At 64.3% G+C, this 12,402-nt stretch carries 15 protein-coding genes; 9 read left to right on the forward strand and 6 right to left on the reverse strand.

Features of this window, described 5'->3' with window-relative positions; translation table 11 throughout:
• Positions 1 to 67: 67 nt before the first annotated feature.
• The 3 genes from ACXAHG_RS10990 to ACXAHG_RS11000 all read left to right on the forward strand — a co-directional run bounded on the left by ACXAHG_RS10990 (position 68) and on the right by ACXAHG_RS11000 (position 1,736).
• Entirely contained in the window at positions 68 to 853 is a 786-nt protein-coding gene (locus tag ACXAHG_RS10990; RefSeq protein ID WP_475057232.1) for a crotonase/enoyl-CoA hydratase family protein, read from the forward strand.
• Positions 854 to 1,275: 422 nt separating this feature from the next.
• Positions 1,276 to 1,473: a hypothetical protein gene (locus ACXAHG_RS10995; RefSeq protein WP_475042077.1), complete on the forward strand. Its 198-nt coding sequence runs from the start codon at positions 1,276 to 1,278 to the stop codon at positions 1,471 to 1,473.
• Positions 1,470 to 1,736 (forward strand): hypothetical protein, encoded by a 267-nt coding sequence (locus tag ACXAHG_RS11000; protein ID WP_475042079.1) that lies wholly within the window; start codon positions 1,470 to 1,472, stop codon positions 1,734 to 1,736. The genes ACXAHG_RS10995 and ACXAHG_RS11000 overlap by 4 nt, the downstream gene beginning before the upstream one ends.
• 63 nt (positions 1,737 to 1,799) lie before the next feature.
• On the opposite strand, the gene ACXAHG_RS11005 is transcribed toward ACXAHG_RS11000, so the two are convergent.
• From ACXAHG_RS11005 to ACXAHG_RS11020, 4 genes are all read right to left on the reverse strand, one after another.
• Positions 1,800 to 2,702 (reverse strand): fructose bisphosphate aldolase, encoded by a 903-nt coding sequence (locus ACXAHG_RS11005; RefSeq protein WP_475057233.1) that lies wholly within the window; start codon positions 2,700 to 2,702, stop codon positions 1,800 to 1,802.
• A gap of 80 nt (positions 2,703 to 2,782) precedes the next feature.
• Complete coding sequence (locus ACXAHG_RS11010; RefSeq protein WP_475057234.1) at positions 2,783 to 3,115, reverse strand: DnaJ family domain-containing protein; 333 nt, start codon at positions 3,113 to 3,115, stop codon at positions 2,783 to 2,785.
• Positions 3,116 to 3,188: 73 nt separating this feature from the next.
• Positions 3,189 to 3,461 carry a hypothetical protein gene (locus tag ACXAHG_RS11015; RefSeq protein ID WP_475057236.1) on the reverse strand — a complete coding sequence of 91 codons (273 nt, stop codon included), beginning with the start codon at positions 3,459 to 3,461 and terminating at the stop codon, positions 3,189 to 3,191.
• Positions 3,462 to 3,584: 123 nt separating this feature from the next.
• A complete protein-coding gene (locus tag ACXAHG_RS11020) occupies positions 3,585 to 4,955 on the reverse strand; it encodes an aminotransferase-like domain-containing protein (protein WP_475057237.1) in 1,371 nt (456 codons plus the stop codon).
• Positions 4,956 to 5,102: 147 nt separating this feature from the next.
• Here ACXAHG_RS11020 and ACXAHG_RS11025 point away from each other — a divergent pair, with 147 nt between their 5' ends.
• Entirely contained in the window at positions 5,103 to 5,483 is a 381-nt protein-coding gene (locus ACXAHG_RS11025; protein WP_475042089.1) for a DUF983 domain-containing protein, read from the forward strand.
• Positions 5,484 to 5,639: 156 nt separating this feature from the next.
• Here the strand turns inward: ACXAHG_RS11025 and ACXAHG_RS11030 are convergent, their stop codons facing one another.
• Positions 5,640 to 7,283 (reverse strand): CTP synthase, encoded by a 1,644-nt coding sequence (locus ACXAHG_RS11030; RefSeq protein ID WP_475057238.1) that lies wholly within the window; start codon positions 7,281 to 7,283, stop codon positions 5,640 to 5,642.
• A gap of 172 nt (positions 7,284 to 7,455) precedes the next feature.
• The gene (gene secG / locus ACXAHG_RS11035) at positions 7,456 to 7,815 is read right to left on the reverse strand and encodes a preprotein translocase subunit SecG (protein WP_475042091.1); all 360 of its coding nucleotides are present in this window, start codon (positions 7,813 to 7,815) and stop codon (positions 7,456 to 7,458) included.
• Positions 7,816 to 7,989: 174 nt separating this feature from the next.
• Here secG and nthA point away from each other — a divergent pair, with 174 nt between their 5' ends.
• From nthA to ACXAHG_RS11060, 5 genes are all read left to right on the forward strand, one after another.
• Positions 7,990 to 8,616, forward strand: coding sequence for a nitrile hydratase subunit alpha (gene nthA, locus ACXAHG_RS11040; RefSeq protein ID WP_475057240.1), 627 nt, complete (start codon positions 7,990 to 7,992; stop codon positions 8,614 to 8,616).
• Positions 8,613 to 9,290, forward strand: a complete 678-nt coding sequence (nthB, locus tag ACXAHG_RS11045; protein WP_475057241.1) for a nitrile hydratase subunit beta — start codon at positions 8,613 to 8,615, stop codon at positions 9,288 to 9,290. The genes nthA and nthB overlap by 4 nt, the downstream gene beginning before the upstream one ends.
• Positions 9,287 to 9,619, forward strand: coding sequence for a nitrile hydratase accessory protein (locus tag ACXAHG_RS11050; RefSeq protein ID WP_475057243.1), 333 nt, complete (start codon positions 9,287 to 9,289; stop codon positions 9,617 to 9,619). The genes nthB and ACXAHG_RS11050 overlap by 4 nt, the downstream gene beginning before the upstream one ends.
• Positions 9,620 to 10,825: 1,206 nt before the next feature.
• The gene (locus tag ACXAHG_RS11055) at positions 10,826 to 12,139 is read left to right on the forward strand and encodes an adenylosuccinate synthase (RefSeq protein ID WP_475057245.1); all 1,314 of its coding nucleotides are present in this window, start codon (positions 10,826 to 10,828) and stop codon (positions 12,137 to 12,139) included.
• Positions 12,139 to 12,375 carry a DUF2842 domain-containing protein gene (locus tag ACXAHG_RS11060; RefSeq protein ID WP_475042101.1) on the forward strand — a complete coding sequence of 79 codons (237 nt, stop codon included), beginning with the start codon at positions 12,139 to 12,141 and terminating at the stop codon, positions 12,373 to 12,375. The genes ACXAHG_RS11055 and ACXAHG_RS11060 overlap by 1 nt, the downstream gene beginning before the upstream one ends.
• Positions 12,376 to 12,402: the final 27 nt, after the last annotated feature.

Consider the following 12,402-nt stretch of genomic DNA (forward strand, 5'->3'; position numbering starts at 1 on the left):
AGGTAGGGCTGGCATGTCCGCCGCTTCCGGGGCAGGCTGGGCATATAGCGGACCAGGGGGAGCAGCCATGAAGAAAGTCACCACCGGCTACAAGGACCACATCGCCTATGTGACGCTGGCCCGCCCGGACAAGCACAACGCGCTTGATGAGGAGATGATCGAAATGATCATCGCCGCGGGCCAGGAGGTGGCCGCCTCGGACGCCCGCGCAGTGGTGCTCTCGGGCGCCGGCAAGAGCTTCTGCGCGGGCCTCGACATGGCGGCACTGGCCGGCTTTGCGCAGCGCGACCTCAGCACTCTGCTCATGGAGCGCACCCACGAAGACGCCAATGCCTTCCAGGAGGTGGCGATGATCTGGCGGCGGCTGCCCATGCCGGTGATCGCAGCCCTCCACGGCGCCTGTTTCGGCGGCGGGTTGCAGATCGCGCTGGGCGCCGACATCCGCATTGCCCACCCCGACACGCAGCTCTCGGTGATGGAGATGAAATGGGGCCTGATCCCCGATATGGGCGGCATGGCGCTCTTGCCGCGGCTGCTGCGCTCCGACGTGCTGCGCCGCCTCACCTGGACGGCTGAGAAGGTGGCGGCCCAGCAGGCGCTGGACTGGGGGCTGGTCACCGAACTGGCAGGCAGCCCGCTCAGCCGCGCCAATGCGCTGGCCCAGGAAATCGCCGCCCAAAGCCCCTCTGCCGTGTGCGCCGCCAAACGGCTGATCACCTATGCCGAAAGCGGCGCCGCCCAGGCCGATGTGCTGCTGGCCGAAAGCGCCGAACAGCTGGATCTGATCGGCAAGCCCGACCAGATCGAGGCGGTGGCAGCAGGGCTGCAGAAACGCCCGCCCGATTTCGGCTGACGCGCACCGCCGGGCTTCTTTCTGGTCAAAAATACTCATTGCCCCGCATCCCGCGGGCGGCACGGCCGGCGGCTGCGGACGCCGTCCGGGCACCGGCGGTTTCCTGCCGGCAGGCGGCCCGAAACCGCAACAGCGGAATTTCGCCAAATTCTCCGTAAATCCGCCGATGCAGGCGGGAAACCGCCGCCGCCCGGCAGAATGATGCCGCGTAAAACCAGCAGAAACCGGCGTTAACCATTTGGCAACATCTGGGGGCGAAACCTGCCTTCAGGAGGGCGCAAATCAGGCCAATTCAGCAATTGGACCCTGTCGCCGGGCAGGCCGCAACGGCCCCCGGATGGCTGTTTGCACCCTTGTGTAACGCAATAGAACCGGCCGGGGCACAACCGTCCTCTGCCGGGCTTCAGAAAGGAGTGAGGCTGATGCATCTGGTGCGCAAGAAATGGTTTATCCTGTTTGAAAGCGGCGGCCTCTTGTCCCGGACCGGGGACAGGATCACCTATTTTTATGACGAAGCGCTCAGCTTTGGCGACCGCGAGGAGGCGCAGCGCTATCTGGCTTCCAATGAAAACAGGGTCAGCTGCACCGGCATCCGCCCCTCTCTGACCGAAGCGGCGTGAGCGGATGGCTGGAGGCCCGCGGCCGGCCCCGCCCGGCCGAGGCGCAGATGCCTAGCTCGGCGCGCTGGCTGATTGCCTTTTGCGGGGTGCTGATCTCCGCCTCGGCGCTGATCTTCTGGGCCTGGCTTGGCGGTGCAGGCCAGGCGCCGGAGGATCAGCCCGGCTGGTTCACCCTCACGGCGCTGCGCTTTTTCTGGCTGCCGTTTCTCAGCGGTGCGGGGCTGGTGCTGGCGGTCTGCTGCGCCGGGCGCAACGGCCGCTGATCCAACGAAAAAGGCCGCGCCCTTGTGCCGGCGCGGCCTTCTCAAATCGCAGTCTGCGGCCCCTTACAGCGAGGCGTCGTAGATCTTGGAGATATTGGCCCCCAGGGCGGCGTCATATTCTGCGTCGGACATCGACACGTTCAGCCCCTCGGTCAGCGCGCGGCTGAAGGAGGCGATCATCTTGGCGTTTTGCGCCAGGCGCGCGCAGGCGTCGTCGGTGGTATAACCGCCCGACAGCGCCACAACCCGCACCACATTGGCGTGATCGGCCAGATCGTCGTACAGGCCCGCTTTGGTCGGGATGGTCAGCTTCAGCGCCACTTTGCTGTCCGCCGGCAGGGCATCCAGCTGCGCCTTGATCTCGGCCTTCAGCAGCTCCTCGGCCTCGGCTTTGGTGGCGGAATTGATGTCCACTTCCGGCTCGATGATCGGCACCAGGCCGGCCGCAACGATCTGCTGGCCCACTTCGAACTGCTGGGCGACAACCGCCTTGATTCCTTCTGCGTTTGCTTCCTTGACGACCGAACGCATCTTGGTGCCAAAGATGCCTTTGCCGTTGGCACGCTCCAGCAGCGCGTCCAGTTCCGGCATCGGCTTCATCATCTGCACGCCGTTGGCCTCATCGGCCAGGCCCTTGTCGACCTTCAGGAACGGCACCACGCCGCAGTTGCCCCACAGGAAATCCGCGGTCGGCTTGCCTTCGATCTCGCCGTCCATGGTCTTCTCGAACAGGATTGCCCCCAGGATGCGGTCCTTGCCAAAGCTCGGCGAGGTGATGATGCGGGTGCGCATCTTATGGATCTCGGCGAACATCTCGTCGTCACCCGAATAGGCGTCCTCGTTCACGCCATAAAGCGCCAGCGCCTTCGGGGTCGAGCCGCCGGACTGGTCCAGCGCGGCAATGAAGCCCTTGCCAGCGGCGATGCGGTCGAGTTGTTCCTGATGTACAGAAGCGTCTTTGGCCATAATGCGTCACTCTTCTTTGGAATGGTCTGTCTTGGCGCTGTCTATAGCGCGAATCCGGCGGGAAACAACGGGGTGTTGCGCTAACGGAAGAAGGATTTCCGCGCATCCCGCGCCATGTTGTAGCGCATTTCCAGGTCCGAGATCCGTGCCATCGCCGCCTTGCGCTGCTCAGGATCCGTCAGCGCAGCGTATTCCTTACGCGCTGCGGCGAGCTGTTCTTTCAGCCCGAACTCCTCCGGCACCACGCCGGCCTGCGCCATGATCCGCATTCCCGCCGCCAGCCCGGCGTCCACATGCGCTTCGCTGCTGCGGTTGGGCAGCGGCTTGCCTTCGCCCTCCAGCCCCTGCAGCTGCCCCTCGGCCTGGGCCTTGGTCAGCTGGCGTTCAATCAGGTTGCGGAAAGCACGGATCATGCGGGGTCTCCGGGTTGCGCTGCCAAGCTATCAAAAGAGGGCAGAAGCCGCCAGCCAGTGCAGGCGCTTCAAATTAACCGGCGCTGCAGACCGGCCCGGACAGAACCAGCCGGCCTTCCTTCTTCTCGATGGTGGCCTCGCCGCGCCCGGTTAAATAATCGGCAATTGGCCAGACGTCGTCCGGGGTGAAGCCGTGCTTGAACAAAATTCTGTCCGCTTCATCACTCGACATGCTGCAGCCGTTTTGGCGCAGTATGGACAGGAATTCCTCGAGGCGCGGCACCGGCTCAGCCAAGGCAGGGAGGGCCAGCAGAACGGTTGCGGAAAACAGAAGGGCTTTTGTCATGGGGATCACTTCAACTGCTGATACCTTTGCAGCAATGCTGCAACCCAGACCAAAGGGCAACAGAATGCAGCGGGGAAATTGCCGGTCCGACCCTCAAAGCCAAGCGCTTGGGATTGCAGACAGTCACCCCAGCCAGTCCTTGCGCGTCACCGCATCATTCAGTGCCAGCAGATCCTCGCGCAGCTCCTCCAGCCCGATCGGCCCGCCCAGGCAGACCCGCACCGCTTCCTGCGGCAGGCCCGAAACCGTGAAGGCATCGCTCGGCATGATGCCGATCTGACGGCCTGCCATGCGGCCCATCACCTCGGCCCGGCTGGTGCCCCGCGGCAGGGTCAGCCACAGGTTGAAGGCCAGCGGATCGCTGTCAATGAAACACTCCTGCAGCACCGCCGCCGCCAGCGCTTGCCGTTCTGCTGCCGCCTTGCGGATGAACCGCTGGATCTCCGCAGCGGTGCCGTCCTCGATCCAGCGGCCCAAGAGCGCCAGGTTGAGGGGCGATACCATCACATGCATTGACCGCAGCGCCTGGCTGAACTGCCCCAGCAGCGCCCGTTTTGGCACCGTGGTATAGGCCAGCCGCAGCCCGGCGCCGAAGCATTTGGAGAGGCCGGCAATATGCCAGCCCAGGTCCGGGATCAGGCTGCTGATTGCCGCAGGCGCGCCATTGTCGACAAAGCAATAAGCGTCATCCTCAATCAGCGGCAGATCGTGTTTCTGCAGCACCGCGGCAATCTCCTGGCGCCGCTTGGCGGGGATGGTCCGGGTGGTCGGGTTCTGAAGCGTCGGGTTGAGGTAGAGCGCGGCCGGCCAGTCGCCGGTGATAGCCTTCTCCAGTTCGCCGGGCAGGATGCCGTCCTTGTCGCCTGCCAGCCCGATCAGCCGGATCCCCAGCCGCGCCGCGATGGAGCGCAGCCCGGGATAGGTCACATCTTCGCACAGGACCGTCGCGCCCGGCTCGCCCAGAACCGTCAGGACCGCATAAAGGCTGGCATGGGCGCCGGGGGTGATCACCAGCCGGTCCGCCGCGCAATGCAGCCCGTTGGCCTGCAACCACTGGGCCGCAATGGCGCGGTCCTGCGGGCTGCCGGTCACCGATTGATAGCGCAGCAGCGGCTGCAGATTGGCCGAGACATGCTCCAGCCCCTGCCGCATCCGCGCCATGAGCGCCGGATCCTCTGGTTCCGGCGGCATGTTCATCATCGGGTCTTCTTCCAGCGCCCGGCGCGGATCAGGGCGTTCCGGCAGCGCATCCAGCGCTTTCACAAAGGTGCCGCGGCCGACGAAGCTCTCGATATAGCCGCGCCGCACCGCCTCCGCGTATCCCCGCGACACGGTGGAGAAATCCACCCCCAGATCCTGCGCCACCCGGCGTTGCGGCGGCAGCCGGTCGCCGGGGCACAGCACGCCTTCGTCAATGTCGGATTTGATCGCGTCGGCCAGCTCCAAATAGCGGGGCCGGGCGCCCTCCAGCCGGGCGGGGGTCCATTGTTTCATAGGCGGGTCTCCGGTTGGCGCCTTTGTGTCGTGAATGATTGGTTCAATGCCTGAGGCACCCCGTAAATGCAACATCAATGATCGCATATTGTTTGCATTCAATCCAAGAATCACGCTATCAGGCCCGCAGATCCAAGGAGACGTGCGATGACCCAAGCGGATGTGCTGGAAGAGACCCAGCGGGAGCTGAAGCCCGCATTGTGGAAAGGGCTGCGGCTGCGCTGCCCGAACTGCGGCGAAGGCAAGCTGCTGCACAGCTATCTGAAAGTGAATGACGGCTGTTCCAAATGCGGCCAGGAGCTGCACCATCAGCGCGCCGACGACGGGCCGGCCTATCTGACCATCCTGGTGGTGGGCCATATCCTCGGCTTTGCGCTGCACATCATCTACATGCAGTTGCGCCCGGACCCCTGGACCCTGGCGATTCTCATGTCAGTGATCACGGTGGGCGCCTCGCTGATCATGCTGCCGCGGATGAAGGGGCTGGTGGTGGCCTATCAATGGGCCAAGCGGATGCACGGCTTCTGAACCGGGCAAAAAACATTCAATCAAAATGCAAAAGGCGGGCCGGCGGCCCGCCTTTTTCTGTCTTCTCCCAGCGCCGCACAGCGGCGCCGGGCCCAACCGGGATGGATCAGTCTTTGATTGATCCGGGACGGGCGGGAGAGCCCCGCCTGCGGGGGATTACACCAGCCGCGAGGCGTCCTTGGCGGCGCGGACAAAATCGTCGAACAGCGGATGCGGCGCGAAGGGTTTGGACTTCAGCTCCGGGTGGAACTGCACGCCGATGAACCACGGGTGGTCGGTCCACTCGACGATCTCCGGCAGGCGGCCGTCCGGCGACATGCCGGAGAAGCTGAGGCCGCAGGATTCCAGCTGCTCGCGGTATTTGGTGTCGACCTCATAGCGGTGGCGGTGGCGCTCCTCGATATGGGTGCTGCCATAGACATCCGCGACTTTGGAACCCTCGGCCAGGGTTGCATCATAGGCGCCCAAGCGCATGGTGCCGCCCTTGTCGTCGCCCACTTTGCGCTCCACGGTCATATTGCCCTGCACCCATTCCTTGAGGTGATAGACAACAGGCTCGAAACGTTTCTTGCCGGCCTCGTGGTCGAACTCCTCGGAGCCCGCCTCGGAGATGCCCGCAACGTTGCGCGCAGCCTCGATCACCGCCATCTGCATGCCGAGGCAGATGCCGAGATACGGCACCTTGTTTTCACGCGCGTATTGCGCCGCCTTGATCTTGCCCTCGGTGCCGCGCTCGCCAAAGCCGCCGGGCACCAGAATCGCGTGGTAGCCCTGCAGGTAGGGGGCGGCGTCTTCCTTGTCGAACAGCTCTGCGTCGACCCACTCGATCTTGACCTTGACCCGGTTCGACATGCCGCCGTGGGTCAGCGCCTCGGCGATGGATTTATAGGCGTCTTCCAATTGGGTGTATTTGCCAACGATGGCCACCCGCACTTCGCCCTCGGGGTTGTAGATGCGGTCGGCCACATCTTCCCAGCGTTCCAGGTTCGGCTTCGGAGCGGGGGCAATGCCAAAGGCATCCAGCACCGCCTGGTCGAGGCCTTCGCGGTGATAGGCCAGCGGCGCCTCGTAGATGGATTTCAGATCCTGCGCGGCAATCACGCTGTCGGCGCGCACGTTGCAGAACAGCGCCAGCTTCTCGCGTTCCTTGGCCGGGATCGGCCCTTCCGAGCGGCAGACCAGGATGTCGGGGGCCAGGCCGATGGAGCGCAGCTCCTTCACCGAGTGCTGTGTCGGCTTGGTCTTCAGCTCGCCGGAGGCCTTGATATAGGGCAGCAGCGTCAGGTGCATGAAGATGCATTCGCCGCGCGGCTTGTCCTGGGCGAACTGGCGGATCGCCTCGAAGAAGGGCAGGCCCTCGATGTCGCCGACGGTGCCGCCGATCTCGCACAGCATGAAGTCGACCTCATCCTCGCCGATGGAGATGAAGTCCTTGATTTCATTGGTAACGTGCGGAATGACCTGGATGGTCTTGCCGAGGTAGTCGCCGCGGCGCTCCTTCTCCAGCACGTTGGTGTAGATGCGGCCCGAGGAGATCGAGTCGGTCTTGCGCGCAGGAACGCCGGTGAAGCGTTCGTAGTGGCCCAGGTCCAGGTCGGTCTCGGCGCCGTCGTCGGTGACGAAGACTTCGCCGTGCTCAAACGGGCTCATCGTGCCCGGGTCGACGTTCAGATAGGGGTCCAGCTTGCGCAGCCGGACCGAGTAGCCCCGCGCCTGCAGAAGGGCACCCAATGCGGCGGAGGCCAGGCCCTTGCCCAGGGATGAAACAACACCGCCAGTGATAAAGATAAAACGCGCCATAAGTGTTCGGCTGCCCCCGTGAGAAGTCAGATTTCAGCTGCCCGGCGGTTTCGATTTCGGGATCAAAAACCGCTGCATCACGGGACTTCATATATAAAGGATTCGCACAAAAAGTGCAAGGGAACCGCAAGATGCTGTTGCGGTCCCTATAACCCTCTCAAGGTGTAGTGGATCAGTCTGCGCTGGGAACCAGCGGTGCGTTGTCGCCTTCGGAGGGCGGCAGGAGATCGCTGCCCAGCGCCGGTGCGGCAGGGGCGTCGCCCTCAGCCTGCGGCACGGCCAGGCGGTCGGTGACCGAGGCGCCTGCGGATTTCTGCGCGGCCATGATGGTCAGGGTGATCGAGGTGCAGATGAAGGCAATGGCCAGCAGCCAGGTCACCTTGCTGAGCGCGGTTGCCGCCGCGCGGCCGGAGATCGCGCCGCCGCCGCCGCCGCCCATGCCCAGGCCGCCGCCTTCGGAGCGCTGCAGCAGAACCACGGCAATCAGGCCGAGAGCCAGAAGAAGATGGATGATGAGAACAACGTTTTCCATGGGTCCCTGCGGCGGTTGGCTGAGTATCGGGCGGTAAATAGGCAAGATTGACCGGGGGGGCAAGGGCGGAGTTGCAGGCGCGGCGGGGAAGCTGCCCTGAACGTCACGCAACGTGATATGCAGCATCATGAAACATGACTGGACAGGGCCGTCCGCAGCGGCGCAGCATGGGCTATGCCTCATGATCATCCCGACCACCCGCACGCCCTGCTGCCGCCCGATCCTGCCCTGCGGGTCAAGGCGCTGGAGACGATTCTCACTCAGAAGGGCCTGATTGATCCGGCCGCGCTGGAGGAGATCATCGACACTTATCAGAACAGGATCGGACCGCAGAACGGCGCAAGGGTAGTGGCCAAGGCCTGGAGCGATCCTGAGTTCAAGGCGGCCTTGCTGGCGGATGCCGATCCGGTGCTGGCGGCGCTGGGGTATTACGGGCGCCAGGGCGAGCATATGGTGGTGGTGGAGAACACAGCCCAGCAGCACAATATGGTCGTCTGCACCCTGTGCAGCTGCTACCCGTGGCCGCTGCTGGGCATTCCGCCGGGCTGGTATAAATCCGACGCCTACCGCGCCCGCGCGGTGCGCGAGCCGCGCAAGGTGCTGGCGGATTTCGGCGTGACCCTGCCTGACGGGACCGCGGTAAGGGTCTGGGATTCGACGGCGGAGGTCCGCTATCTGGTGCTGCCGATGCGGCCCGGGGGCACGGAAGGCTTCAGTGAGGATGAATTGGCCGCCCTTGTCACCCGTGACAGCATGATCGGCACCGGCCTGGCAAAGGTGCCGGGGGAGGCGCCGGCATGACCCGGGTGCATGACATGGGCGGGCGATTCGGTGACGGGCCGGTGGTGCCGGAAGCGGAGGGCGCGCCGGTCTTTGCTGAGGACTGGCACGCCCGCGCCCTGGCAGTGACGCTGGCCTGCGGCGCGCTGGGGCAGTGGAACATCGACACCTCGCGGCACGCGCGGGAGCGGCTTTCGCCCAAGGATTACACACGGTTTTCCTACTATGAGAAGTGGATCTCGGCGCTGGCGGATCTGCTGGTCGAAAAGGGCGTGCTGACGCACGAGGACCTGCAGGGCAAGGGCGCTGCCGGGCTGCATGCGCTGGCCGAGCGGGCCTTGAAGGCTGAGAATGTTGCCGCTGCGCTGGCCAAGGGCGGGCCTGCGGACCGCGACGGCGGGCCGGCGCCGCGGTTCCATCCGGGCCAGGCGGTGCGGGCGCGGCTGCCGCAGGGCAACGCCTTGGTGGAGGGCGGCCACACAAGGCTGCCTGCCTATGCCGCCGGCGCGCAGGGCTATATCCTGCGGCTGCATGGCACCCATGTGTTTCCCGACAGCAGCGCCCACGGGCTGGGCGAGGCGCCGGAGCCGCTTTATGCGGTGCGCTTTCATGCCAGCGCCTTATGGGCGCATCCTGAGCACCCGGAAGACGAAGTGGTGCTGGACCTGTGGCAGAGTTACCTGGAGCCGCTATGAGGGGATGTCCTGAGGTTGCAGCGCCGGAACCGGTCTTTGCCGAACCCTGGCACGCGCAGGTCTTTGCGCTGACGGTGCATCTGAACGAGGCCGGGCGGTTCAGCTGGAGCGAGTGGGTGGAGCGGTTTTCGGCCACCTTGAAACGCCATGGGTTGAGCCGGGAGCTGGACGGCGGCGAGGATTACTTCCGCGCCTGGCTGGAGACGCTGGAGGTGTTTCTGGCCGAGGACGGCGCGGCCAGCCGGGCGGAGGCGGAGGTGATGCGCAGCCGCTGGGAGGAGGCGTATCTGAGCACCCCGCATGGCGCGCCGGTGCGGCTGCGGGGCTAGCGCGCGCAGCTTTGGCCGCCGGGGCCGATTGGGGCCGGGGCGGTTTTTCTTTTTCGTGTCTGGTGTTTCGTTCGCTTCAGTGTAGCGCTGTGTCCCAGTTAAGGGGGCGGCGCCGCCGGGGTGGAGGTGGACAGACCCCACGGGGGGCCTGCTCGGACAGGATTTCCTGGACGACCCCCTTTTTATCAGGGCCGGTCTCCGGGTGTCGCGCAGGCAGCCTCACAGATGCCTGCGCCTCGTATCATGGCCCCGCGCGCGGGAACCATGGCTGGGGGATCGCGATCTTCCGGCAGCATGGCAGAGGGATATGAGGATCGCGTGAAGGCACCGTGCGCCGGGTGCGCAACACCTTCTTTCAGGAGGGCTTGATGGATAGGTAAGGCAATAAGAATACAATCCCTTAGTTGATACGCTTACACTTAAACACGCCGGTACGCTCACCCAGTTCCTCATAGCTGGATGGCAACCCTCTATCGCCGCCAATATACTTAGCGAATCTCTGGAAAACTCCCAGTGTTGACTCACATTGACCTGTCTGCCCAACGTTTCGCGGTCCTTGGTCAACGGATGACAAAGTACTTGGCAAGGCGTACACAGTACCCCCTGAAATAACCGCATCAGCTTTTTCAATGCTACAGAGAATGCCAGTAAATCCACAATCCGTAACACTTACAGCCCCTAGGACTTGCCAATCCGCAAGACTTGCACCCGGTAGGACAATAACAAGTGCAGTTAGTATGAACCGTCCGCATGAGGAAAACATCTAGTTACCCCCAAAACAACTTTAACAACACGAGAGTGTAGACAAAGCGTAGCTGACAGCGTGACAATATGGCAAGGGAAGTTCCCATTCACACAGTGTAGCGCCTTAAGAATTAGCTCCAATTTTTTCAAATGATACCCCCCTATCTGCAAAGGGTTGGCAGGCGCTCGCCCGTCGTCTGCGGCGTGACCCCGGGCGGGGAGGTTTTTCCGCCCGGGATCAAGGCGCGCAGCGCCGCCGGGCTGCGCCTGCCTGCCCGTCACGCCTATGGCGTGCTTCCAGCACGACGGCAGGCGCATTCGCGCCCGCCCAGGCAGGTGCAGCCCTCTGCGATTGGGCGAAAACCTTGGCTAAGCCTTCTTCTGCGGCGAATTTGCGGTTCCCCTGCCTGCGCAGCATCGCTATATGAGCGTGGGTTTGAACCAGACTGTAAAGGACCGGATATGGCCAATGTCGTCGTAGTCGGCGCCCAGTGGGGCGACGAGGGTAAAGGCAAGATCGTGGATTGGCTGAGCGAGCGCGCGGACGTGATCGCGCGCTTCCAGGGCGGCCATAACGCCGGCCACACGCTGGTCATTGACGGCAAGGTCTACAAGCTGCACGCGCTGCCTTCGGGTGTGGTGCGCGGCGGCAAGCTGAGCGTCATCGGCAATGGCGTGGTGCTGGATCCCTGGCATCTGCTGAAGGAAATCGAAACGGTCCGCGCGCAGGGGGTTGAGATCACGCCTGAGACGCTGATGATCGCCGAGAACACGCCGCTGATCCTGCCGCTGCATGGCGAGCTGGACCGGGCGCGCGAGGAAGCGGCCAGTAAGGGCACCAAGATCGGCACCACCGGCCGCGGCATCGGCCCGGCCTATGAGGACAAGGTGGGCCGCCGGGCGGTCCGCGTGGCCGATCTGGCTGATGAGGCGACCCTGATTGCGCGTGTTGACCGGGCGCTGCAGCACCATGATCCGCTGCGCAAGGGGCTGGGCGTCGATCCCATCGACCGCGATGCGCTGATCGAGCAGCTGAAAGAGATTGCACCGAAGATCCTGCCCTATGCGGCGCCGGTCTGGAAGGTGCTGAACGAGAAGCGCAAGGCGGGCAAGCGGATCCTGTTTGAAGGCGCGCAAGGCGCCCTGCTGGACATTGATTTCGGCACTTACCCGTTTGTGACCTCCTCGAACGTGATTGCAGGCCAGGCGGCGACCGGCGTGGGCATCGGCCCGGGCTCGATCGATTACGTTCTGGGCATCGTCAAGGCCTATACCACCCGCGTCGGCGAAGGCCCGTTCCCGACCGAGTTGCTGGACGCGGAAGGCAAGCCGGATGCGGATGGCGCGCGGCTGGGCGAGCGCGGCCATGAGTTTGGCACCACCACCGGCCGCCAGCGCCGCTGCGGCTGGTTCGACGCCGCGCTGGTGCGCCAGACCTGCGCCACCTCGGGCATCAAGGGCATCTGCCTGACCAAGCTGGACGTGCTGGACGGGTTTGAGACCCTGAAGATCTGCACCGGCTATGAGCTGGACGGTGAGATGCTGGACTACCTGCCGACCGCCGCCGACAGCCAAGCCCGCTGCAAGCCGGTCTACGAGGAAATGCCGGGCTGGAGCGAGTCGACCGAAGGCGCGCGCAGCTGGAACGATCTGCCGGCCAATGCCATCAAATACGTCAAGCGCGTGGAAGAGCTGATCGACTGCCCGGTCGCATTGCTGTCCACCAGCCCGGAGCGGGACGACACCATCCTGGTGACCGACCCGTTCGCTGACTGATGGCTGAGAGCAAGGGCCTGAGCTACAAGGCCCGGCGGCGCTGGGCCCTGGTGATCCTGCTGATCGGGATGCCGGTCTATATCGTGGCGGCGGTCACGGTGCTGAACTGGCTCGACCGGCCGCCGCTGTGGCTGGAGCTGATCGTCTATGTGGCCCTGGGCATTGTCTGGGTGCTGCCGTTCAAGTTTGTGTTCCGCGGTGTCGGCAAGGAAGACCCGGACGCCGGGAATCAGTAAAGAGAGGGGCGCTGCCCCTCTTGACCT

Source organism: Leisingera sp. ABD4_442, assembly GCF_056160905.1.